Origin of the sequence: Photorhabdus hindustanensis, from assembly GCF_002968995.1 — a bacterium.
GTDB classification, from domain to species: domain Bacteria; phylum Pseudomonadota; class Gammaproteobacteria; order Enterobacterales; family Enterobacteriaceae; genus Photorhabdus; species Photorhabdus akhurstii.
Window position 1 is genome coordinate 149,096 of sequence record NZ_PUWT01000008.1, and the last position, 24,144, is coordinate 173,239.

Consider the following 24,144-nt stretch of genomic DNA (forward strand, 5'->3'; position numbering starts at 1 on the left):
CACTCATGTTAAGGAAATAGGTATGGTTATTTTCAATATTCTTGATGGTATTGATATAGAATAGATGCAATTTACATCTTATTATTAATTTTATCGTTTACTATTTAAATTAAAAAGCCACTGACAATGAATTGCAGTGGCTTTAGTGAGAATTTACTTTTTGAAAAGATTACAACGCGGCAATCGTTTCTTTCTGAGCCAGCAGCTTCTCTTTTGATGTATTGCAGCTTGCCAGACGTTCACGCTCTTTGGCGACAACAGCTTCGGGCGCACGGCTGACGAAACCTTCGTTTGACAGCTTGCCTTCAATGCTGCCAATCTCTTTATCCAGTTTCTCAATCTCTTTATTCAAACGGCTTAGTTCGGCCTCTTTATCCACTAAGCCAGCCATTGGAATTAATACTTCTGCGCCATTAATCAGTTTAGTGACAGAAATCGGCGCTTCTTCACCCGCAGAGAGAAGCGTGACAGAAGATAATCGGCCCATTGCTTGAATGAAATTCAGGTTTTCCGCTACACGACGTTGTGCATCAGCATCGGCATTACGTAGCAAAACTTCCAGTGGTTTGCCTGGTGCGATATTCATTTCAGCACGGATATTACGTACTGCAATAATCGCTTCCTTAATCCATTCCAAATCGTTCAGCGCCAACTCATCAGTTTTCGTTAGATCAAATTCAGGGAATGGTTGCAGCATAATGGTATCTGCTTCAATTCCTTTAACCACTTTCACCCGTTGCCAGATGGTTTCAGTGATAAATGGAATAATTGGGTGAGCCAGGCGCAATAATCCTTCCAGAACCTCGATCAGAGTATGACGGGCGCCACGAACTTCTGCCTCTGAACCTTTGTTAATTGCCGGTTTAGAAAGCTCCAGATACCAGTCACAGAACTGGTTCCAGGTGAATTCATAAAGAATATTGGCAGCCATATCAAAACGATATGTATCCAGTGCTTCACGGTAAGCTTTTACTGTCTGGTTAAATTCAGCCAGAATCCAACGATCAGCCAGTGATAGCGCCATTTCACCGCCATTTTGGCCGCAATCCTGACCTTCTGTATTCATTAGAACAAAGCGGCTGGCATTCCACAATTTGTTACAGAAATTACGGTAGCCTTGCAGGCGTTTCATATCCCAGTTGATATCACGACCTGTTGAGGCCAGCGCAGCTAACGTAAAGCGTAGGGCATCGGTACCATGCGCTTCAATACCTGCCGGGAACTGCTTCTCGGTACGTTTGCGGATTTTTTCGGCCAACTGTGGCTGCATCATATTGCCGGTACGTTTTTCTAGCAGATCTTCCAGAGAAATACCGTCAACCATGTCCAGTGGGTCAATGACATTCCCTTTGGATTTGGACATCTTCTGGCCTTCTTCATCTCGGATAAGACCGGTCATGTAGACAGTCTTAAAGGGAACCTGAGGTTTGCCATTTTCATCTTTGATGAAATGCATGGTCATCATGATCATGCGAGCAATCCAGAAAAAGATGATATCAAAACCGCTCACCAACACATCGGTTGGGTGGAAAGTTTTCAGCGCCTCGGTTTGTTCAGGCCAACCAAGGGTAGAGAAAGTCCATAAACCGGAAGAGAACCAGGTATCCAGTACATCTTCATCCTGGTTTAAAGCGATGTCTTCGCCCAGATTGTTTTCACGGCGGACTTCTTCTTCACTGCGACCAACATAAACATTACCGTTGGCGTCATACCATGCCGGAATACGGTGGCCCCACCATAATTGACGAGAGATACACCAATCCTGAATATCACGCATCCAGGAGTAATACATATTTTCATACTGCTTAGGTACAAACTGGATATCGCCATTTTCAACGGCTTCGATAGCCACTTTCGCCAGAGGCGCGGTACGGACATACCATTGATCAGTCAGCATGGGTTCAATAACCACACCGCCGCGGTCGCCATAAGGAACAGTCAGATCATGAGGTTTAATTTCAACCAATAGGCCCAGTCTTTCGAACTCAGCAACCATCGCTTTACGAGCCGCAAAACGTTCCATGCCTTGGTATTCAACCGGAATATCAGAGCTGTAAACATCAGAAATTTCGCCATTGGTATCGAAAACTTCGGCTGCATGACGGATGTTGCCATCAAGGGTCATGATATTGATCATCGGCAGGGCATGGCGCTTACCGACTTCATAGTCATTGAAGTCATGGGCTGGTGTGATTTTTACGCAACCGGTGCCTTTTTCCATATCCGCATGTTCATCACCGACAATAGGAATGCGGCGGTTAACTAATGGCAGAATAATTTCTTTGCCGATTAAATCCTTGTAACGCGGATCTTCCGGGTTAACTGCTACGCCGGTATCGCCTAGCATCGTTTCAGGCCGGGTAGTTGCAACGATCAGATAATCTTTCCCTTCTGCGGTCGTGACACCATCGGCCAATGGATAACGCAGATGCCACATAGAACCTTTCACTTCACGGTTCTCAACTTCCAGATCGGAAATTGCAGTGTGCAATTTCGGGTCCCAGTTAACCAGCCGTTTCCCCCGATAAATGAGATTCTCTTGATACAGACGGACAAAGGCTTCTTTTACGGCGTTGGACAGACCTTCATCCATAGTGAAACGCTCGCGCTCCCAGTCAACGGAGTTACCCAGACGACGCATCTGATTGGTAATCGTGCCACCGGATTCTGCTTTCCACTGCCAGATCTTATCGATAAACGCATCACGGCCATAATCGTGGCGGGTTTTGCCTTCTTCTGCTGCGATCTTGCGCTCAACCACCATTTGAGTGGCAATACCTGCGTGGTCAGTACCGGACTGCCACAACGTATTTTTACCCTGCATCCGCTGATAGCGGATCATGGTATCCATAATGGTTTGCTGAAACGCGTGGCCCATATGCAGGCTGCCGGTCACGTTTGGCGGCGGGATAACAATACAGAAACTCTCACGGCTGGTATCGCCGTTCGGCTTGAAGTAACCACTTTTCTCCCAATGGTTATAAAGAGGCTGTTCAATTTCTTTAGGATTGTACGTTTTATCGAGAGATGGCTCGGCTTGCGTTTGAGTTGCGGGTGTTTTTTCCATTTTATCTTGATACTTAGTATGTTGGCGGCGTTGCCGTGGTCAAATTAAAGCCGACGCTGCGATATGATTTATATCGTTCACGCGCTAACTGTTTCAAATTTTCATCTATAGGAACGAAGTCTATCACTTCATGGAAAGCGGTGGCAAAGTCTGCAAATTGCGGCAACAGATTTATTAAGATATCACGAGGGGCATTTCCCCGTTTTTGCGGCCAACATAACTCAACCGGCGCGCCATATCTTGGCCCTTCACCAGCAAGATTATGTGGGACGAACTGATGAGGCTCCCGTTGCCATAAGGCTTCATCTAACTTTTCTGCCTGTAGCTGGTTTTCACAGGCAATTAGCACCCGTTTTCCTGCTCGCCATTGGTCGGCCGCAAATTGACATGCCAGCCATTCGTGAGCTTGCAAATCTGCCTGAGGTGGTGGCTGTTCCAGTAAATAAAACGTGGCACTTTTCATAATGTCTCTGTTACGGAGAAAGGGCATTGTCAAATGCCCTTTTGATAAACTAAGAGAGGAATCAAATCAATCGTCGTTATTGATACCGGCACTTCCTGCCCGATTTAACAGGAATTGTGACAGCAGTGCAACCGGGCGACCTGTTGCGCCTTTTGCTTTACCTGAACGCCAGGCCGTACCCGCGATATCCAGATGCGCCCAGTGATATTTTGTTGCGAAGCGAGACAGGAAACAGGCTGCGGTAATCGCACCACCCGCACTGCCGCCGGTATTCGCCAGATCGGCAAAGTTAGAATCGATTTGCTCGAGGAACTCGTCAGTCATTGGCAGACGCCATGCGCGATCACCGGATTGTTCTGAGGCATTGAGTAACTCATGGGCCAGTGGATTATGGTTGGATAACAATCCACTGTAATGGTTACCAAGCGCCGTTATGCAAGCCCCGGTTAGTGTAGCGATATCAATGACCAATTCTGGATCAAAACGTTCAACGTAAGTTAACGCATCGCACAGAACCAGACGGCCTTCGGCATCGGTGTTGAGTACTTCGACAGTCTGACCAGATAGGGTGGTTAAAATATCTCCAGGTCGGTAAGCGCGACCCCCTGGCATATTCTCGCAGCCTGCCATGACGCCGATGACATTGAGTGGTAATTGTAGCTCAGAAACCACACGCATTACGCCATAAACCGTTGCCGCTCCACACATATCATATTTCATCTCATCCATGCCGCCAGCAGATTTGATTGAAATACCGCCGGAGTCAAAAGTCAGGCCCTTGCCAACCAGAATGATGGGTTTGGCATTTTTATCAGAACTGCCTTTATATTCCATGACTGACATCAGAGATTCATTCTGAGAGCCTTGACCAACCGCCAGATAGGCATGCATGCCTAGCTCTTTCATCTGCTCTTCACCAATCACTTTTGTTGTAATATGGCTATTGGCAGAATCTGCGAGCTGGCGTGCCTGAGAAGCCAGATAAGCTGCATTACAGATATTGGGTGGCATATTACCAAGATCTTTGGTCGCTTTGATACCGGCAGCAATGGCAAGGCCGTGTTGGATTGCACGTTCACCGCTGGTTAGCTCCCGACGGGTCGGAACATTGAAAACCATCTTACGCAGTGGGCGGCGCAACTCATTTTTATTACTTTTTAGCTGGTTGAAAACATAGAGAGACTCTTTCGCTGTTTCCACCGCTTGGCGTACCTTCCAATAATTATTGCGGCCTTTAACATGCAGTTCTGTTAAGAAGCAAACTGCTTCCATTGAACCCGTTTCATTGAGGGTATTGATAGTTTTCTGAATAATCTGTTTATACTGGCGTTCATCCAATTCGCGCTCTTTACCACAGCCGATAAGCAGAATACGCTCAGATAACACATTGGGAACATGATGCAGCAGCAGTGATTGACCAACTTTGCCTTCTAGTTCACCGCGACGCAGCAATGCACTGATGTAACCGTCACTTATTTTATCGAGTTGTTCAGCGATAGAGGAAAGGCGACGAGGTTCGAAAACGCCGACAATGATACATGCACTACGTTGTTTCTCCGGGCTACCGCTTTTTACACTAAACTCCATGCGTTCTCCTGAATCTTAAAGACAAAGACGGATGCTATCGCTAAAATATAGCGTTCCGCATTAATCTACCCCATAGAAAATTAACTATTTATGTTAAGCTAAACCCACTATTTGTTATTGTTTAGCTAACTATATAAGTATGTTCTGATTGGGAACCTGAATATGGAATGCTTCGATATCATTTTAGCAGTGAGGAAGCCAAACTGATGCACATAATAAATGGTATATATACAATGAAGTTAGCGATTTTCCTGCAAAAAGACAAGTTTTCACAGGCGTAATAAGCGTGATCATCATTAGATATCTAGTACGGGAAACCCTGAAAAGCCAAGTTGCGATACTTTTTATCCTTTTACTCATCTTTTTCTGTCAAAAGTTAGTAGAAGTTTTGGGTGCCGCAGTGGAAGGGGACGTCCCGGCAAACTTAGTTTTATCCTTATTAGGATTAGGTGTGCCTGAAATGGCGCAGTTGATTTTGCCCCTGAGTCTGTTTCTTGGGGTATTGATGACTTTCAGTAAACTCTATACTGAAAGTGAAATAACTGTTATGCATGCGTGTGGCTTAGGCAAGCGTGTGCTGGTGGTTTCGGCGCTTATTCTGGCGTTGTTAACTTCCGCGTTAGCGGCAGTGAATGTCATTTGGCTCATGCCGTGGTCCTCGAAATATCAAGAACATGTGGTGGCTGATGCTAAAGCTAATCCAAGTTTAGCGGCGATCATGGAAGGGAGGTTCAAACCTTCCGACGATGGTAATTTGGTGCTCTATATTGGCAACGTGCACGGCAATAAATTTGAAAACGTATTCCTTGCTCAACTTCGTCCCGTTGATAACCAGCGTCCTTCCGTGGTGATCTCTGATGGTGGTCATATGGTGGAGCGGCCTGATGGCAAACAGGTAGTTATCCTTAATCATGGCACCCGTTATGAAGGTACTGCCATGTTGCGTAATTTTAGGATCACTGAATTCCGTGATTATCAAGCAATTGTTGGGCATCAGACATCAATCGTAGATAGTAATAAAGTTGAACAGAAGTCTATTGTTCAGTTATGGCAGGATGATGATAAAGATTCCCGCGCAGAGTTCCATTGGCGTCTGACTCTGGTGCTTTCGGTACTGATTATGGCCATGATGGTTGTACCCTTGAGTGTGGTAAACCCGCGTCAAGGTCGGGTACTAAGCATGTTGCCAGCGATGCTGCTGTATCTCATTTTCTTCTTACTACAAAGTTCCCTGCGTTCTAACGGTAGTAAAGGTAAATTGGACCCCCTTATCTGGATGTGGTTAGTCAACGGGGCTTATTTGACGCTGGCGTTGGTTCTCAACATTTGGGATACCTTGCCGATGCGTAGGATTCGGGCTCGTTTCAAAGACAGAGGAGTAGCCTGATGTTTGGTGTATTGGATCGTTATATCGGGCGGACTATTCTACAGACTATTCTGATGACGCTGTTTATGCTGGTATCCCTTTCCGGCATTATTAAGTTTGTTGATCAGCTAAGAAAAGTGGGGCAGGGGGAATATACCACTATTTCCGCGGGTCTTTATGCTTTGTTAAGTGTACCGAAAGATATTCAGATATTTTTCCCTATGGCCGCTTTGCTTGGCGCTTTATTGGGGCTTGGTACGCTGGCAACCCGTAGTGAGTTGGTGGTCATGCAGGCTGCTGGATTTACCCGTATGCAAATTGCTGGTTCAGTGATGAAAACGGCTATTCCGTTGGTGATCCTGACAATGGTTATTGGTGAATGGGTCGCGCCACAAGGTGAACAGATGGCGCGTAATTACCGGGCTCAGAAGATGCTTGGTGGTTCTCTGGTTTCAACAACTAAAGGTATGTGGGCGAAAGATGGGGACGATTTTATCTACATCCAGCGGATTGTGAGTGATACAGAGATTAAAGGCGTCAATATCTATCATTTTAGTGATGATAAAAAACTACTCTCTGTAAAGTATGCAGCCAGTGCGGTTTATGATGAAGATAGCGACCTGTGGAAGCTTTCTCAGGTGGAAGAATCTGATCTGACAGACAGCAAAAAAATCACTGGCTCACAACGTATTTCCGCTGACTGGAAAATTCTCCTGACGCCAGAACAGTTGAATGTGGTAGCACTTGAGCCTGAAGCACTTTCCATTAGTGGCTTATATCAGTACATCAAATACCTTAAGCAGAGTGAGCAGGAATCAGGACGTTATCAACTGAATATGTGGAAAAAGATATTTGCCCCACTTTCAGTTGCAGTCATGATGTTGATGGCACTCTCATTCATCTTCGGGCCACTGCGTAGCGTGCCGATGGGAGTGAGGATAGTAACAGGGATAACCTTTGGCTTCCTATTTTATGTACTTAATGAGATCTTTGGCCCACTGAGCTTGGTGTACAACATGCCAGCGGTTTTGGCGGCACTGTTACCAAGCTTATCGTTTCTTATTGTGAGTATTTACTTACTCCTTAAGAGGCAGTAGTTTTTAGAAATCGGGGAACCATAGGGATAGGGTTTTTGGCTAAGAAACCCTATCCTGAGCATCTCGATTTTAAGACGTAAAAGGCTCAAGCTTGATGGTGATTCCTTGACAATGCGGTTACCAGTTGATTAACCCCCGTTGTTACGCTACTGAACTGGCTGCGTTGTTTACGAGTAATTACCACAAACACCCCGATATTTTGTTCGGGGATCATTGCCATATACGTATTAAACCCCCCGCCGCCGCCGGTTTTCTGATAAATACCCGGTACATCGCCACGGCCATTCATGTAAACCCACCCAAGGCCAACACCATCTGCCTGACCGGCAACATCCATCCCTTTAATTGAAGCCAAAGCGGAACGCTTAAAATAAATACCTTGTTCGCGACTCGCAGTTTGTTTACGTAACTGACTGTCTGATGATAAAAACTGCTGCATCCAGCGCTGCATATCTTTTGGCGTTGAATAAATTCCACCACTGCCTGCTGCTGCAATCGTATTAAGACACGGACTCGGCTTATAACTTTCCATCAAACGAGCACACTGAGAACGGTTTGGTGTCAGTGTAGTGTCTTTCATGTAATAAGGGCCGGTAATCTTATCGTATAACAAACGGGTGTATGGCTTACCTGTAGCCTTAGAGAGCGCATCTGCCAATAAATCATAAGCCAGATTGGAATAAGATGCTGTTGTGCCTGGTGCGGAGTCTAATTGAGCTGTCTTTAACCAAGTCCAGCGGTTGGCTTGTGTAGGCCAGACAAAAACAGGACGCCCCCATCTACCTCCCGGCTGCTCACGAGGTAAACCACTGGTATGGCTTGCCAGGTGGAATAACCGGATAGGTTGAAGAGGGCTGTACAGAGGCACTTTCACGCCATAATAACTATAATCCTGCAATGGATCGGTGGAGCGCAAAACCTCATCCTCTTCAATCTTGATCATAATTTCACTGGTCATCAACTTAGTTAGCGAGGCAATACGAATGATTGAATCAGGCTTCGGACGGATGCCGCTTCCCGGACGGGTTTCACCGAAACTGCGGTAAACCGTCTGATTATTATCAATCACCACCATCGCCATGCCTTGCGCATTGCTGCCGCTGAAAATATCCTGTGCATACTGATCAACCAACTGTGAAGCTAGTTTTTTAGTTCTCGCATTTCCTTCGAACACTTCCCATTTCAATGGTTGTTTCTTCGGTTGCAGAAACTTTGCCGAATATGTTTTATCAGAAGAAGAACAGGCTGCGAGAGCCAACATCATGGTAGAAACAGAGAAGATCTTAAAAAACTGTTTATTCATTTTGAATTGACCAATCAGGCATATTTCCAGTGAATATAGGAACAGAATAGAGAGACCAGAAACGGCTACTTATTCTTCTTAAACAATGCCATCAACGCACCAATGACAATGCCCAAAAAGATCCCGGCACCAATCCAGCTAATAATCGTCATAACCATTTACCTCATAGCGAATTATCATGCTGAGATTATATAAGTTGATTATAGGTTGTCTATCAGCGTCAGGTGGTTCGGCTAACGATGATTGTAAAAACTGTCTCGGGGGGAGTTGTTTTTTCTCTGTTATTGTAGAGAAGGAGCTATTTCAGGTGGAAAAGATATTGCTGTGTGTGTTTATTTAGAGCTTTTATGTTCAGTAATTGAACATACATTTGTGTTGAGAGATGGGTTTGATCTTTTTTTCAACACTTAAACCAAAGTTAGAAGGATAACAGTTGCTAACAGATCGCTGACAGGTATAATGGCCCTCGTTTTCCGCATACTACTTCAGTGCCGAAGTGGCGAAATCGGTAGACGCAGTTGATTCAAAATCAACCGCCTTCGGGTGTGCCGGTTCGAGTCCGGCCTTCGGCACCATGACTATGTTCATAGCAGTTCACCAAAGTCCACTTATCCAAGAAAACTCCTTATAAATCAAATAAAATAGTCTATCAAGGTCTATTATCGTCCGTTGCAATCCACATATCTGTGGGGGCATAATTGGGGGCATCTTCCGATTCGATTAATAATGTGCCCCCAACATGAAACTCAATGCCAGGCAAATAGAGGCAGCAAAGCCAAAAGATAAAGCCTATAAACTCGCTGATGGTGGCGGGTTGTATCTGGAAATTACTCCGAGAGGTTCAAAATACTGGCGTATGAAATACCGCCGACCTACTGATAAAAAAGAAGACAGGTTAGCATTTGGGGTTTACCCGGTAATTTCTCTTGCTGATGCCAGAGCTAAACGTGATGAGGCTAAAAAACTGATAGCTAGTGGTATAGATCCCAAAGCAACACAGAAAAAGACACAAGCTGAGGCATCAGGTGAATTCAATTTTGAGGAAATGGCACTCCAGTAATAAGCGGTGGGGTGACTATAACCGGGCGCGTGTACTGCGCAGCCTTGAACAATACATCTTTCCTCATATTGGTAAAATTGATATCCGTCAGTTAAAGACTAGTCATCTATTAGTACCTATCCGAATGGTGGATGATGCAGGAAAGCATGATGTAGTTCAACGGCTCCAACAGCGGGTAACTGCTATCATGCGCTATGCCGTACAAAATGACATTATCGACAGTAATCCGGCTATAGATATGGCCGGGGCGCTGACCATGCCTAAAATTAAACATTATCCTGCATTGTCATCCAATTGCTTTCCTGAATTATTGGAACGTATAAGTCATTACCGTGGCAGGAAAATTACACGTTTAGCGGTGGTACTGACTTTACTCACTTTTGTACGTTCTAGTGAGTTACGTTTTGCACGATGGGATGAAATTGACTTTAATAGTTCAGTGTGGGAAATACCTGGTGAACGAAATCCAATCGAAGGAGTTCGTTATTCTTACCGTGGCATGAAAATGAAATCAGCCCATATTGTGCCGTTGAGTAATCAGGCAATAGATATCTTACAGCAACTTAAAGAGCTTAGTGGGGACAATGAACGGCTTTTTCCCGGCGACCATGATCCTAATAAAGTTATGAGTGAAAATACGGTAAATAATGCATTACGAGTGATGGGATATGATACAAAAACGGAAGTATGCGGGCATGGTTTCAGAGCGATGGCTTGTAGCGCTTTAGTTGAATCAGGGCTATGGTCAAAAGATGCAGTTGAAAGACAAATGAGCCACACAGAGCGTAATGGTGTCCGAGCTGCTTATATCCATACATCTGAACATTTGGAGGAACGGCGATTAATGATCCAATGGTGGGCGGATTATTTGGATCAATGTAAAAAAGAATTTATTGCTCCTTACGTTTTCTCAAATAAAAATAGTAAATAGTCATATAAAAACATATTAATTCACTGTGTAAGAAAGCCCACTTTGAATAGTGGGCAATAGATGTCTTGAGTTAATAATGTTTTTTAAGAATTATAAAGTCTCTCTGGTATGGATATTTTAATGCCGTTATTTTTCATAACGGGAAGGCCAGATAATTTCAGGTGCAACTCCCAATGCATTAGAAATAATTCTTTCTCCTTTAGGCCAGTGGCATGTCAATGCGTGTAGAGAGACTGTAATTTAAATTGTGTAATTGCCTGTTTTTGATATATTCCTTCCGACAACGGAGACAGGCAAATTATGGACGAAAAGAAACTTAAAGCTCTCGCTGCCGAATGGGCTAAGGTCCTCAAAACTGAAGCCGATCTTAATCAGTTTTCCCGCATGCTCGCTAAGCTGACCGTCGAAGCGGCGCTGAATGCTGAACTGACCATCCTGGCTATGAGAAAAACACGCCAAAATCCAGTTCTAATACCCGTAATGGTTACTCATTTGAAACGTGACTCAGTGATGAAGGGGAGATTGAGCTCAGATCGAGAAGGCACCTTCGCCACAGCTGATTAGAAAGCATCACGCAGATGGACAGCCAAATTTTATCCCTCTATGCCAAAGGCATGACGACCCGGGAAATCGAGGCTACATTTAAAGAAATGTACGACGCCGGTGTGTCACCCACGTTGATATCAACAGTGACCGATGCGGTTAAAGAACAGGTCACCGAATGGCAGAATCGCCCATTAGACAGCCTGTATCCGATTGTTTATCTTGACTGTATAGTCGTTAAAGTTCGTCACAATGGCACCGTTATCAACAAAGCGGTTTTCCTCGCATTGGGTATCAATACGGAAGACCAGAAGGAACTGCTGGGGATGTGGCTGGCAGAAAACGAAGGCGCGAAGTTTTGGTTAAACGTCCTGACAGAACTGAAGAACCGCGGGCTTCAAGACACCTCATTGCCTGTGTGGACGGCCTGAAAGGCTTCTCGGAGGCGATAAACAGTGTCTATCCGCAAACCCATATCCAGTTGTGCATTATTCACATGGTACGTAACAGTCTGAAATACGTATCGTGGAAAGACTATAAAGCCATTACGGGGGGACTGAAAGCCCGCCCACGGAAAGGCGGCCTTGATGGCTCTGGACGCGTTTGGTGTCATTTGGGATGATAAATATCCGCAAATTAGCAAAAGCTGGCGTGCGCACTGGGAAAACCTCAACACATTCTTCGGGTACCCGCCCGATATCCGTAAGGCCATCTATACAACAAACGCGATCGAATCATTAAACCGTCATTCCGCACCGTATTTATGATTTAAAAATAATGTGATCTTACACAGGTTTTTTGTATTGATGACATCAGTGGGATTGACGGCAATCGCCAATTTTGATCTATTACTTTTATTTGCCGGAAAGCGAATATGTCCACCCCTGTACCTGCCATTAAACGTCTCGATCATCTTGGCCTTATCGCCGCTTTTTGTCATGAAGCCGGTTTACCCCGCATGATTGATGCTATTATCCCAAAATATTCATCGCATACTGTCTCGCACGGCGACGCTTTTCTGGCGATGCTCCTTAACGGGCTGGGGTTTCACAGCCGAACATTGCACATGTTTTCCGGCTTTTTTCAACATAAGCCGATTGCGCGTTTAATTGGTGCTGACATTGAAGCTGAACACCTTAATGATGATGTGCTCGGCCGTACACTGGATGCCTTATATGAAGCGGGGGTGTCGGAAGTTTATCAGGTGCTTGCTGAGCAAGTGCTTGATAAATTAGGGTTAAATCCCGATTCCGTTCATTTGGATATCACGAGTTTTCATGTCGATGGTGACTATGACAGCGCGTTGGGAGATGACACAAAACGCATTGCGCTGGTGCCGGGTTATAGCCGGGATCACCGGCCCGAGCTGAACCAGGTTGTCCTTGAACTGATTTGCGAAAATCAGGCAGGTATCCCTGTCTACATGCAGGCCATGAGCGGGAATACGAATGATGCCAAAGCCTTTGCCCAGACGATCAAAACCCATATTCAATGCCTGAAAGCGGCACAAAACAGCCGCTACTTTGTGGCCGATGCCGCACTTTATACTGAAGCCGCGCTCGCTTCGCTTCATCAGCAAAAACAACGATTTATTACGCGCGTTCCCTTGACTATCAAGGAAGCTAAACAGCATCTCCTGAACGTGACAGCGGAGCAATTCAGCCCCATCAGTGAGGGCTATTCAGGCTGCTGGATGACGTCATCGTATGGCGGTGTTCCTCAGCGTTGGTTACTGGTGAACAGTACAGCGGCAGAAAAACGAGAAAACCAGACTTTCCGGAAAAACACACTCAGGGAAACAGAAAACGAGTCTAAACAGTTCGACAAACTGGGCAAAAAATCCTTTGCCTGCCGGGAAGATGCCTTACAGGCCCTGCATGATTTTGAGTCTCAATGTGTTGTGGTCTAATATTCCCGGACACATCAAAAGCCTGTTAATGTGACAACAGTCAATTGAGGTGTAGTCTATGAACAATCATCAAACTAAACGTCGCTTCTCCACGGAATTCAAGCTGGAGGCGATTACACAAGCTATTACACACCGGCAACGTGTGCCTGATGTGGCCCGGGCTCTTGAACTCGACCCCAGCACCTTGCGCAAGTGGATAAAACAATATCAGGCCGAACTGAACGGGATTACCCCTTCCGGTATCGCGCTGACACCTGAACAACAGCGCATTAAAGCGCTGGAAACCCAGGTCAGGCGTCTGGAAATGGAGAAAGCCATTTTAAAGCAGGCTGCCGTGTTGATGAGCGAAACCCCCGGCAAGTTTACGCTTTAATCACACGGCTAAGTCGGCGTTGGCCGGTCACTGACCTTTGTCGTCTCTTGAATGTTTCTCGTAGTGCTTATTATGCCGGGAGCCGGAAAGGGATTGATGATAACCGACTGAAAATTAAGGTGCGGCTCAGGGAACTGCATTCGGCCAGCCGTGGGGCGGCGGGGAGTCGCACGTTAATGCACCAATTGAGAAAAGCCGGTATTCCGATAGGTCGCTGGAAGGTGCGTCGTCTGATGAAAGAGTCCGGTCTGATAAGTCGCCAACCGGGGGGACATCGTTATCGGATTTGCCCTGAGGAGTCAGTGGCGTCACCGAACCGGGTAAGACGTGAATTTATCCCCGGGGAACCGAACATCCTTTGGTGCGGGGATATCAGCTATATCCGCACGGGGAAAGGGGGGAGTTACCTGGCGGTGGTGATGGATTTGTATTCACGTCGTGTCGTCGGTTGGGCGATGTCATCAACGGCAGACGCAGAGCTGGTTTGTCGGGCACTACGTCATGCACTGGAGATACGCAGGCCGGAAAAGCGAGTGATATTTCATTCCGATCAGGGAAGTCAATACAGCAGTAAGCGTTACCGGCAGTTATTATGGAGAGAAGGGGTCATACAGAGTATGAGCCGACGCGGAAACTGTTGGGATAATGCCCCTATGGAACGGTTGTTCAGAAGTCTGAAGAGTGAATGGATACCGGAAGGGGGCTATCTGGATGAGATGTCGGCAAGGTGTGATATCGGCCAATGGCCAATGGCTGATGGGTTATTACAATCAGTGCCGTCCTCACCGCTTTAATAATGGCGCTACCCCGGTAGAGAAAGAGGAATTCTGGAAAAAGGCTAATAATGTGTCCTAAATTAGTGGACCACAACAATGTCAGTTTATCGGCATCGCCTCGCCGGAAATTCAGGCGATTACCGCGTATGCGGGGCGCGGGAAACCCGGCAAGCATCAACACCCCAAATCGGTTCATTATCAATTAGCCGGTCAGGTGTATACCCGGTTAAACAATGTGAAACAGGCCAGATTGCGGGTCGGGAGGTTTATTTTAGCGACCAATGAACGGGATGAAGGACAGCTTGATATGGCGGCGTTACTGGCTAATTATAAGGCACAACAAACGGTGGAGCGGGGTTTTCGCTTCCTGAAAAGCCCGGAATTCCTGACGTCTGCCATTTTCCTGAAAAAACCGGAGCGGATAGAAGCGCTGTTAATGGTGATGACATGTTGTCTCATGGTTTATGCGGCGCTGGAACATAAAATTCGCCATGAATTGAAACAACGTGTGCCGTTTTTCCCCGATATGAAGAACAAACCGACACAATCCCCCACCGCGCGTTGGGTGTTTCTGGCCTTTGAAGGGATCAGCACCTTTGAATTTCAAGAACATAAAATGGTGACAGGAATGCAATCTTACCACCATGAGCTTTTGAGTTTATTAGGCGCACAATATAAAGCGGTTTATTCCTGAATTAGGTGCGGAATGAAGGGTGATTTATCTGGTGATACAGGCAGCCTCGAAAAAATGGAGCATGCCAATCCATCACTGGCGGCTGGCTATGAGCCGTTTTATTATTGAGTTCGGTGATCGTTTGGACGGTCACTTATAATCCGGTGGCAATTATACAGAATAATGTACAGACTCCGTTTCTTATTAAATTCTATCTACCCTTAAAGTAAGGTTTGTATAGAGTTAGCCAATCGTTTTTCCTTTCCAAAAGGAGTGGTATAGAAACGCTGCTCAATACCATAGAGAAGAAGTTTCAATTCTTCATCTGTCGATATTTCAAATTTATTACTTTCCTGATTGAAGGTTAATTTTTGATCACAATAACCATCAATATAAGTTAGCATATTAGTTTTATCTTCTGCTGACATTGTGGAAAGTGTAGCCATCGCAAGTGCTACACGTTTTCTATTTGGTTTTGATACTTTTTCTGCATTATAGTCATTATTGAGTTCAATAAAAGGCTCATCTAAAAAGTGTTCGACTTCTTCTTTTGTCGCCTCTTTATAGAGCATATCAATTCCGTGAAAGATACTTGAGATAGTTGCTAAGTTACGGAAAATCAAAGTGTCTGAAGCAGATATATAAACTGCATCAGGCGTTGAGTTGATTACTAAACGATTTTCACTTTCTTTAACTTCTGCCGACTCACCAAAAACAATCATTTTTTTTCGAATAAATAGCGATGGTGTGATTTTTTGAAAATAAAAATCGTGGTCCTGAACAGATATAAGGTAAGATATCTTCGAAAAATGATGTTTAGTTGCGTCATCATAATCCTTTGAATCAAAGTCCTGATTCAGGAATTCAAGATGAAATGGCTGTTGACTTAGTTGCTCAACTTTAAACCATGTATCCTCATCTAAATTGTGGTCAGGGTTATACAGAATACAATGATTAACATCGATATCAACAGTCTTGAAAAGTTTGCAGTCTGAGATTAACTTACGATATGTCTTCTTACGAAGACCCTTCACTTTAATCAATACGTGATCCATTGCTAGCTCCGTTCAATAAATGTGTAATTGTTAACTCTGTAGGCTGTTGAAATTTTGATGTTGCTTGGCGATTTGTATTTGTGACGACTAATCAAAAAAATTACTGTTCCATTCTTGGTTTTAATATTGTAAAACTCGTAACCAAAGATGAGAAATAGTGGGTTGAAGTAGAGAGCCTGAGACAAAAAAGTAAAAATAAATAAAACACCGTACACGAATGCTAATGCTTCCCAATTTCCTACGCTAAGTGCAACAAAGAAGTAACCCAGATAGCTGGGTAGAAAACTATTATTGGCATGCTCAATACTCTCTACCTCACCTTTTTTGAATTCATCTTTTCCAAGTTTAGAGCTTAGGGAAAGACTTAACCCAGTGAGTAATACAGGAATAAGTATATAAAGTAAGTAAGATACCGCATTAGGCATTGAGTTTAACCAGTTAAAACCGCTATTCATGGCAAAAAAATATTCTAAAGCATATCCTTTTTGCACAAGAAAAATAATCACCAATAATGATGTGGCATTAAAAGTAAGTAGCACCCGGAATGCGGTATTCATAATTACCTCACTGTAACCTGCCCGCTTATTAGCAGTGGTAGAAGCCAATTGCGGAGTTTTTCCAGATACGCATTTTCCTTTTCACGTAATATAATATCATTAACGATATCACGCATTGCTGAGGAATATTTGGAAATAAGAGAATCGTCACTGGGATATGCTAATATTATATTTTCTAAAGCATTATCCCAGTTGACATAAGGCTGCTGAGTGCCAACAGATATCTTTGCAGCAGTATTAATAAATCTATCTTCGTTACAAACTTGATAAATATAAGGTAAGAAACTCGCTTTTTTGGGCCTCAACACCAGACTTGTTGTCCTGGTAATACCATTGAATGGAGCAATACAAACACGATGGAAATAGACTCGCATAGCGCCAATAAGAATATCACCTTTCATGTATTTTATAAGACTGCTATTAGCCTCACTTGCAGCATAGGCATTACCAAAACTCATTTTCTTCATTGGCAAAGCATCAATGGGAGTATATTTTGATTCATCGTCAACATCTTTTGGAGAAATGGATTCTGAGCAATTAGATAATAATTCATTCAATCGAAGAGGAGTCCAATCTACTGGAATATCTCGTTTTAGGGTTGTGTTGTATACCATCTTTCCTCCAGAGGTTTTATACGGTTTACCATTGGCATCCGGGAAATCAAACTGAACAAACCAGTAGTCATAGAGGGTTTTTGCCATTGCTTCCAGTTTGGTGTTGATGCTGTTGTTGAGGGCGATTTTTTTGTCAATGGATGACAGTACATCCACTATTGATTTTTGAATGTCCTTCGGATAAAGCGGAATTTTTACATTGCCAAGAATGCCCTGATTTAAATTATTGATATTTGTTCCGGCAACGCTGGTAATAGATGATCTAAAACGCTCTGTTTTAGAAAAATAAGCCAAAAACAAAGGGTGAAAATCATCTGTTTTCAATCTTGCTCGAATACAAAAACCAGAAAAAAGCGATGTCACATCACGATCTATATAAAGACTACGGCCTACCAGTGCCTTATTGCCGTTAGAGCGCACAAATATAATATCGCCTTTTTTAAGATAATCCTCTTTTTTCGCCACATTAGATGGGTTTATCTCGCCGATAGATGCCCATTGAGGTGAAAAATAATCTTTAAAATCAGCAATGCCGATTAATAAACAACCTTTTCCATGACTATCTTTACTGAAGTTCAAGCCATTTCGAAAATCAGCGACATCACGATACTTTAAAAAAGAAACAGTATTACTCATACTTCAACCCCGCCAGTTGCTTCTTAATCTCCGTTTCCAGCTTGCGAGACTGGCTAAACAATCTGTCCAAATTGTCAGTAAACCCTTTCATCTTCGCAGCAAACTGTTCTGGCGTAATATCCACATACTCAATTTTGACATCGAAATACTGCCCGGCGCTGAGTGAGTAATTTTTCGCCGCAATCTCGTCATAAGAGACCACCACCGAGAAATCCTCTTCGCTCCATTTTTTATTAAATACTTCGCAGATGTGTTGTTCTTCCTCTTCTGTCAGCACTGTTTTCTGGTTTTTGCCATCTTTGACCTTTTCCCCCAGATTTGAGGCGTCAATCAGCACAACTTTCTCTTTGTTGCTGTCGTCAATAAACAGAATGGAGACATTTGTGCCGGTTGTGGCAAAAATATTCGACGGCATCGAGACCACACCCGCGAGCATCTTATTTTTAACCAAATGTTGGCGAATGCCTTTATCAATACCGGATTGGGCAGTAATAAAACCTGTCGGAACCACTACTGCCGCTTTACCGCCCGGTTTCAGCGACCAAATGATGTGTTGCAGGAACAGCTGGTAAATTTCCATTTTGTCCCTGGCTTTGGCCTTAATTTTCGGTATCCCGGCAAAGAAACGTAGCTGGTTTTCTTTAGTATCCAGATTGTCGCGAAAATCGCTGAAATCCATCTTAAACGGCGGGTTAGAAACGATGTAGTCAAAGCGTTTCAGCTCCCGCCCATCTTTATGATACGGGTGTAGAATGGTGTTGCCCTGAATGACGTTCGGAATGGAGTGCACCAGATTGTTGAGGATCAGGTTCAGACGCAGCAGGCTGGAGGATTTTTGCGAGATATCCTGAGTAAAGATGCTGCAACGATCTTCGCCGATGGCGTGCGCCACGTTCATCAGCAGCGTACCGGAACCGGCAGATGGATCGTAACAGCTGACGTTACGCACGACTCCCCGTTGTTCTTCAGGCACCAGAATAGCGGCCATTATGCGCGCCACGGCGTGAGGGGTATAGTATTCCGCGTATTTACCACCCGCATTGCTGTTATAGTCTTTGATCAGGTATTCAAAGATGGTGGCGTAGAAATCGAATTTCTGGCTAAAAATACGCTCGAAACTGAATTCCACCAACTTGTTGATGATTGCCCGGCAGAAGTCATCGCGCTTTGATTCGTCAGCTATAAACTGGCTGAGACGGTCAAATAGCACCACTTTCGCGCCGCCGTCAGTTTTTACTGCGAAGACGTCGTTGTTGGTGATGGCGATATCTATCAGGGTATCATCAAAGGTTTTGGCAAAATCTGCTGTGTTTTGTTGGCTAAACAGAGAACGAATAAAATGGTGTGGCTTCAGGCGCGCGGTATCCGCGCTCATCTTCAGCTGTAACTTATCTAGCTGTTCTTCACTCATCTGGCTGAGTATCGCTTCCCAGCTTTCTGCACTGGCGACAGATTTATCTACCTTTTTTGCTTCAAAGGCGAATTTATCGTTCAGGAATTTGTACAGAAATGCCTGAGTAATAATTTTGAATTCGTTACCGTCGTTACCAAGGCCGTAGTTGGCACAGATACTTTTCAGGCTGTCGATTAGGGCTTTGGTTTTGTCTCTAAATTCCAGTTCTACCACGTACGTGCTCCGGTATTAAATTCGTTCAGGTATTCTGCGACGATCAGGCGGTTGATATCGCTCGCAGTTTGCGCCGTCAGTTTTATATGATGCTGATCTTCAAAGTGGGCGATCACGCATGACACCATTTGTCGCTCAAAGTAACCTTCATTGTTTAAAATCTGATTGTTGTTCAGCACCTTATTATCCGCATCCAGTTTGATGCCGAGTAGCGCCTCGTAGATTTTACGCTCTGGCTCGCTGAAGCTTCCTTGCTCCCGCAGGCGTTTATGAGTTCGTGCATACTTGACGTCGCCCTGGTACTTGTCGCGCAGCAGATTATTCTGGCGGTTCAGTTCTTTGATGCGGCTATGAATTTTATTGAGTGTGCCAATATTCGCAACCATTTCGTCCTGAGTCACTTCGCTGAGTTTCTTTTTCTTGAACAGACGTTCTAGCTCTTCCTTTAGGGTGATGAACTGCGGGTCCTGCTGATCAAAATTGCTGGCTAGCGCTTCACGTGTTCGGCGAAGGGTATCTTTCAGTTGGTCGGCTAGTATTAGTTCTTCTTCGCTGATTTTGTGAAATTCAAAGATGACCTCTTCGAGCGCTCGGTTAAGAAGTCCAGAAATATCAACACCCTGCTCTAAATCTGCTTTCAGATTTAGTAAATCCAGGCGATGGCTGGCTTCGCGATAGAGGATGTTTAATTTGTTGAAATCCAGTTCCTGAAGGAACTCAACATTGTCCTGGAATCGGATCAGGTTGTACAGACTTCTGGCATCGGCCAGCGCATTTTTCAACGCCAGCATCGTTTGTCGATCTTCGATCTGGCTTATCTGGTCAGCAAAAATTTCGGCGTTGAGGATATTAAAATGGAACAGGACGTCTTTAATCTGTTCAATTTCCTGGCGGATTTCTTCCTGAGTTTTGAATAGTCGGGAGTAATGCTCCATCTCATCGCCCAGTTCGGACTGAAGCTCTTCAAAGTAGGCTTTATTAGTGGCATCGAATTCCTGACGGATATCGGCGAAATCTACCACATAACCGTAGCGGAAATCTTTATAGGTACGGTTAACACGGGTTAATGCCTGTAACAGGTTATGCCTGTGGATCACGCGTCCCAGGTAGAGCTTTTTCAGGCGCTTTGCGTCGAAACCGGTTAGTAACATGTTGTAGACAAACAGCAGGTCAATGTTACCCGCTTTAAAATCTTCCACCCACTCTTTACGTTCCTGCTTGGTCCCCACATCGTGCAGGATGAGAGCGGCGCGTTTGATGCTTTGCTTTTTCCTCGCTGTGGCAAGGTAGACTGCCTCAGGTTCAGCTGCGTGAGCAAGGGGGAATTCCTCTTCCATTTCTGTCGCTGCTGGAGCTTCGGCATACTGCGCATTGAAGAGAGCAAACATTTGTTTTGCCTGTTCTGAACTGTCGCAGATCACCATGCCGCCAATGGTGTTATCATCCAATGCCCCCTGACTTTTGGCAAAATCTGTGATGATGTAATCCAGCATAGGTTTTACAAAATTCGGATGGGCATAAATAAGTTTACGATCCACCTCGCCCATCTGGATTTCAGCGTCCTGCAATGCCTGTTGCAGGACCATCCGGTAATTGGTGGCGATCTCTTCACGGATCAGGCGCAGTGTGTAACCATCCGCAATGGAAGCGTTGTAATAGTATTTGTGAAAGTATCCGCCAAAGAGAGCGCGGGAGTTGTAGTCGGTTCCCAGTAACGGAGTGCCCGTCAGGCCGATTTTGATGGCATGGATATCCGACTGGTTTAAGTTAGCCAGAAAGCTGCCTTTAGGGTTGTAACTACGATGGACTTCATCAAGGAAGTAGACCCTCTGAATGTTGACATCGTAATCTTTAGTCGAAACAACATCCGGCTCATCCCGAAATTTCTGGATGTTGACGACGGTGATTTCTGGCTTACCCTGATGGTTGTGGATCACCGGAGTGGCTTTAATATCTTGGGCGAAGGCGCTACGCGAGTTAATAAGGTGAACCGTTAAGCCACGGGCAGTAAATTCCCGGTGTGCCTGTTGAAGTAAATCCAGTCGATCGACAATGAAGTAAAACTTAGGGATCACCTGCTTTTTCTGGAAATAGTCGGTCAGGAAACGCACGCTATAGTAGGCGAGCGCCGTTTTTCCGCTGCCTTGAGTGTGCCAGATAATCCCTTTTTTAACGTCTGCATTCAGTTTGCGTTCTATCGCTTTGGTGGCGAACAGCTGCGGGTAACGCATGATATGCTTCTGTATTCCATCCGGCTCTACAACATACGCCAGTGCATAACGCAGGATAAATGCCAGCCGATCCCGGCTCAGCAAGGAGGTACAGATACGATTCGTTGGTCGGTTATGATCTTTGTTAGTTTGATATTCTGGGCTGGTACGAATCACTTCAAGGTTATTGTCTTTCAGCACTGCCAGCTCAGCGTTATCCGTCAGTGGTTTTAGCAACGCCGTGAGGTTAAAAAGTTCTTCTTCCCGAAAGTAGTTGAACTCGGCATTGTGATACGAACTGCTGGCATAAAATGCCCCCTGGAGTGGTTCAGGATCGGTATCGTCGTACTCCATGTTATTGGAGAAGATAATAAACTGGGTAATGTTAGCGAAACGCCTGAACTTAGGGTTCTGGAAACGTCTATTGATGCGTTCCCGTTCTGCCAGAATGCCTTCCCGATTATTGGGTTTTTTTACCTCAATAAAAACCAGAGGCATCCCGTTGATCAGTATTGTGATGTCGGGACGAAACTCTTCATCACCATTTTCACAGGTTAGCTCGGTGACAACATGGAAACTATTGTTATTGAAGTTTTCAAAATCAATCAATTTTGCATTAGAGCGATCAATGAGCTTTTCGAAAAATGCGTGTCCTAAATCTTCATTATCAAGTAGGAGTTTAACGTCTTTCAGAAGGCGTCCAATATCATCCGGGTTTTTATTGGGGTTAATCTTTGCAATGGAAGTCTTAAAGATCTCAGGGAAAATATTAGTTTCCTTGTCCCAATTTTGACCTTTAAGTGACAGATAGGTGTAGCCTAATCTTACAAGGTGAAGAATCGTTGGAATTTTTACACGAGTATCTTCAGTGAACTTCCCTGTTTTGTCAGTGATCATCATGCCTCAGGTATCCTCTCAAGCAATTTGCTCACGCTGCATTTGAAGAGAGCACAAAGTTTGTCTAATGCCTCCAAATTAACCTCCTGAGTAGTTTCTTTGTACATCAGCGTTATGGTATTACGGCTGATGCCTGTCTCTTTTACTACATCAGCAATGAGCATTTTATGCTCCCCCATTAATCGGGCTGGATGGCAACGGATCATTGTTGTCCTGCTATGCAAACGTGTTAATGGTTATCGAATCACTATACGACTTTTTTTAATTCTCACCGAACATTTTTTCAGTTCAGCTTAAAAATTTCGTGGTTAGGTGAGTTTTGTTGGTAGCTTTCAAGGTGATGGTGGACTGGCTACAAGCGTTGATTGGTTAGCAATAACTCTTCAAGATGCTGTCGGTAATCGTTACTGTTTTCAAAACCATCAGCCTCAATACTGCTATGGTAGGCTCTGGCATTTATGCCATTGACGTTCAACCAATTTGCTACCTGTTCGGCATCACGCACTGTTAAGGTGTACACAATGCCAGTACCATGCAAGGTGGGAATCACTTGCGCCAACCAAGCTAGGCGAGAGGATTGATCAGGCAGCACCATAGTTTGTAGCGAGAGGCTTTCACGGATCAGTGGACCACGCTGGATCTGGATATTACCCAGTTGTGTTTGGATATCAGCCACCACGCGGTTATTGGCAGTGGCCGTTGTGCCTAATACCGGTGTATTCGGTGGCAACTGGCGCAAAATATTTACTATACGCCGATAGTCTGGGCGGAAGTCATGGCCCCAGTCGGAGATGCAGTGGGCTTCGTCGATCACCATCAGAACAATACGGTCAGCGATAGGATGAAGCACGGTTTCAATGAAGTTATCATTGGCGAGCCGCTCAGGAGAAATCAGCAGGCAATCTATTTGATTATTTATAATCCTTTGTGTCACCGTCTGCCAGTCCGCTGTATTGGTGGAATTCATAGTCTCGGCTATGATGCGTAGGCGCTGGGCGGACTCAATCTGGTTACGCATCAGAGCCAGCAAAGGAGAAACAATAATCGTCGGCCCCATGCCGCGATCACGGAAAATTTTGGTGCTGATAAAGTAAACTGAGCTTTTACCCCAGCTAGTACGCTGTACTACCAACAATTTCTGCCGTTGGTTAACTAAAGCATCAATAGCTTCCCACTGACCATCGCGAAACTCAGCATTTGGATTGGCTAGCGCAGTTTGTAGTAGTTGTTGGGCCTGAGCTCGATTCATTATCACTCCTTGTTTATACAATTAGCTCGCCATTCATTAGCTTAGATAACTCTAATCACCTTCAGGTTCATGTTACGAATAATGCAATCTATGAGGCAGTATTACCTAACGGCATAAGGACTGCTTACTCATTTCGTTACAATTCCACCTT

Annotated in this window: 13 protein-coding genes, 1 tRNA gene and 6 pseudogenes; 8 read left to right on the forward strand and 12 right to left on the reverse strand. The window is 44.7% G+C overall.

All coding sequences use genetic code 11. The features are described from left to right. Positions 1-169: 169 nt before the first annotated feature. The 3 genes from C6H66_RS04020 to pepA form a co-directional block, all read right to left on the reverse strand. Positions 170-3,067 carry a valine--tRNA ligase gene (locus C6H66_RS04020; protein WP_105394856.1) on the reverse strand — a complete coding sequence of 966 codons (2,898 nt, stop codon included), beginning with the start codon at positions 3,065-3,067 and terminating at the stop codon, positions 170-172. Between the two features lie 13 nt (positions 3,068-3,080). Continuing rightward, a complete protein-coding gene (locus tag C6H66_RS04025; protein ID WP_046395764.1) occupies positions 3,081-3,530 on the reverse strand; it encodes a DNA polymerase III subunit chi in 450 nt (149 codons plus the stop codon). 66 nt (positions 3,531-3,596) lie between these two features. After that, positions 3,597-5,117 carry a leucyl aminopeptidase gene (gene pepA, locus C6H66_RS04030; RefSeq protein WP_036782446.1) on the reverse strand — a complete coding sequence of 507 codons (1,521 nt, stop codon included), beginning with the start codon at positions 5,115-5,117 and terminating at the stop codon, positions 3,597-3,599. A 286-nt stretch (positions 5,118-5,403) separates the two neighbouring features. Here pepA and lptF point away from each other — a divergent pair, with 286 nt between their 5' ends. After that, positions 5,404-6,504 carry an LPS export ABC transporter permease LptF gene (gene lptF / locus C6H66_RS04035; protein ID WP_036782442.1) on the forward strand — a complete coding sequence of 367 codons (1,101 nt, stop codon included), beginning with the start codon at positions 5,404-5,406 and terminating at the stop codon, positions 6,502-6,504. Continuing rightward, the gene (gene lptG / locus C6H66_RS04040; protein WP_105394857.1) at positions 6,504-7,580 is read left to right on the forward strand and encodes an LPS export ABC transporter permease LptG; all 1,077 of its coding nucleotides are present in this window, start codon (positions 6,504-6,506) and stop codon (positions 7,578-7,580) included. The genes lptF and lptG overlap by 1 nt, the downstream gene beginning before the upstream one ends. 85 nt (positions 7,581-7,665) lie before the next feature. Here the strand turns inward: lptG and ampH are convergent, their stop codons facing one another. Continuing rightward, positions 7,666-8,883 carry a D-alanyl-D-alanine-carboxypeptidase/endopeptidase AmpH gene (ampH, locus tag C6H66_RS04045; RefSeq protein WP_105394858.1) on the reverse strand — a complete coding sequence of 406 codons (1,218 nt, stop codon included), beginning with the start codon at positions 8,881-8,883 and terminating at the stop codon, positions 7,666-7,668. Between the two features lie 490 nt (positions 8,884-9,373). Here ampH and C6H66_RS04050 point away from each other — a divergent pair. Beyond that, a tRNA-Leu gene (locus tag C6H66_RS04050) sits at positions 9,374-9,458 on the forward strand. Between the two features lie 164 nt (positions 9,459-9,622). After that, positions 9,623-10,874, forward strand: a pseudogene (locus C6H66_RS04055) (tyrosine-type recombinase/integrase). Between the two features lie 126 nt (positions 10,875-11,000). Here the strand turns inward: C6H66_RS04055 and C6H66_RS04060 are convergent. After that, on the reverse strand, positions 11,001-11,093 hold the full coding sequence (locus C6H66_RS04060; RefSeq protein WP_422615632.1) for a helix-turn-helix domain-containing protein: 93 nt from the start codon (positions 11,091-11,093) through the stop codon (positions 11,001-11,003). An 81-nt stretch (positions 11,094-11,174) separates the two neighbouring features. Between C6H66_RS04060 and C6H66_RS04065 the strand changes: the two are divergent. The 4 pseudogenes from C6H66_RS04065 to C6H66_RS04080 form a co-directional block, all read left to right on the forward strand. Continuing rightward, a pseudogene (locus tag C6H66_RS04065) lies at positions 11,175-12,160 on the forward strand (IS256 family transposase); the annotation flags it as partial. Positions 12,161-12,291: 131 nt separating this feature from the next. Further along, a pseudogene (locus C6H66_RS04070) lies at positions 12,292-13,314 on the forward strand (IS1634 family transposase); the annotation flags it as partial. 70 nt (positions 13,315-13,384) lie between these two features. Next, positions 13,385-14,554: pseudogene (locus tag C6H66_RS04075) on the forward strand (IS3 family transposase). Between the two features lie 15 nt (positions 14,555-14,569). Continuing rightward, positions 14,570-15,169: pseudogene (locus C6H66_RS04080) on the forward strand (IS1634 family transposase); the annotation flags it as partial. A gap of 200 nt (positions 15,170-15,369) precedes the next feature. Here C6H66_RS04080 and C6H66_RS04090 read toward each other — a convergent pair. The 7 genes and pseudogenes from C6H66_RS04090 to C6H66_RS04120 all read right to left on the reverse strand — a co-directional run. Further along, entirely contained in the window at positions 15,370-16,203 is an 834-nt protein-coding gene (locus C6H66_RS04090; RefSeq protein WP_105394860.1) for an ATP F0F1 synthase synthase, read from the reverse strand. A gap of 2 nt (positions 16,204-16,205) precedes the next feature. Beyond that, positions 16,206-16,760, reverse strand: coding sequence for a hypothetical protein (locus tag C6H66_RS04095; RefSeq protein WP_181150140.1), 555 nt, complete (start codon positions 16,758-16,760; stop codon positions 16,206-16,208). A gap of 2 nt (positions 16,761-16,762) precedes the next feature. Beyond that, a complete protein-coding gene (locus tag C6H66_RS04100) occupies positions 16,763-18,010 on the reverse strand; it encodes a restriction endonuclease subunit S (protein ID WP_105394861.1) in 1,248 nt (415 codons plus the stop codon). After that, positions 18,003-19,637, reverse strand: coding sequence for an HsdM family class I SAM-dependent methyltransferase (locus C6H66_RS04105; protein WP_105394862.1), 1,635 nt, complete (start codon positions 19,635-19,637; stop codon positions 18,003-18,005). Before C6H66_RS04105 ends, C6H66_RS04100 begins: the two co-directional genes overlap by 8 nt. Next, a complete protein-coding gene (locus C6H66_RS04110; protein ID WP_248000603.1) occupies positions 19,631-22,747 on the reverse strand; it encodes a type I restriction endonuclease subunit R in 3,117 nt (1,038 codons plus the stop codon). Before C6H66_RS04110 ends, C6H66_RS04105 begins: the two co-directional genes overlap by 7 nt. Then, a complete protein-coding gene (locus C6H66_RS04115; protein WP_105394863.1) occupies positions 22,744-22,950 on the reverse strand; it encodes a helix-turn-helix domain-containing protein in 207 nt (68 codons plus the stop codon). The genes C6H66_RS04110 and C6H66_RS04115 overlap by 4 nt, the downstream gene beginning before the upstream one ends. A gap of 155 nt (positions 22,951-23,105) precedes the next feature. Next, positions 23,106-23,993, reverse strand: a pseudogene (locus C6H66_RS04120) (DEAD/DEAH box helicase); the annotation flags it as partial. Positions 23,994-24,144 lie beyond the last annotated feature (151 nt).

Excerpts from the sequence above, each read along its gene's own strand:
- lptG (WP_105394857.1), top strand. The coding sequence starts at position 6,504 with ATGTTTGGTGTATTGGATCGTTATATCGGGCGGACTATTCTACAGACT.
- C6H66_RS04025 (WP_046395764.1), bottom strand. The coding sequence starts at position 3,530 with ATGAAAAGTGCCACGTTTTATTTACTGGAACAGCCACCACCTCAGGCA.
- C6H66_RS04110 (WP_248000603.1), bottom strand. The coding sequence starts at position 22,747 with ATGATGATCACTGACAAAACAGGGAAGTTCACTGAAGATACTCGTGTA.
- C6H66_RS04115 (WP_105394863.1), bottom strand. The coding sequence starts at position 22,950 with ATGATCCGTTGCCATCCAGCCCGATTAATGGGGGAGCATAAAATGCTC.
- C6H66_RS04100 (WP_105394861.1), bottom strand. The coding sequence starts at position 18,010 with ATGAGTAATACTGTTTCTTTTTTAAAGTATCGTGATGTCGCTGATTTT.
- ampH (WP_105394858.1), bottom strand. The coding sequence starts at position 8,883 with ATGAATAAACAGTTTTTTAAGATCTTCTCTGTTTCTACCATGATGTTG.
- pepA (WP_036782446.1), bottom strand. The coding sequence starts at position 5,117 with ATGGAGTTTAGTGTAAAAAGCGGTAGCCCGGAGAAACAACGTAGTGCA.
- C6H66_RS04020 (WP_105394856.1), bottom strand. The coding sequence starts at position 3,067 with ATGGAAAAAACACCCGCAACTCAAACGCAAGCCGAGCCATCTCTCGAT.
- C6H66_RS04095 (WP_181150140.1), bottom strand. The coding sequence starts at position 16,760 with ATGAATACCGCATTCCGGGTGCTACTTACTTTTAATGCCACATCATTA.
- C6H66_RS04090 (WP_105394860.1), bottom strand. The coding sequence starts at position 16,203 with ATGGATCACGTATTGATTAAAGTGAAGGGTCTTCGTAAGAAGACATAT.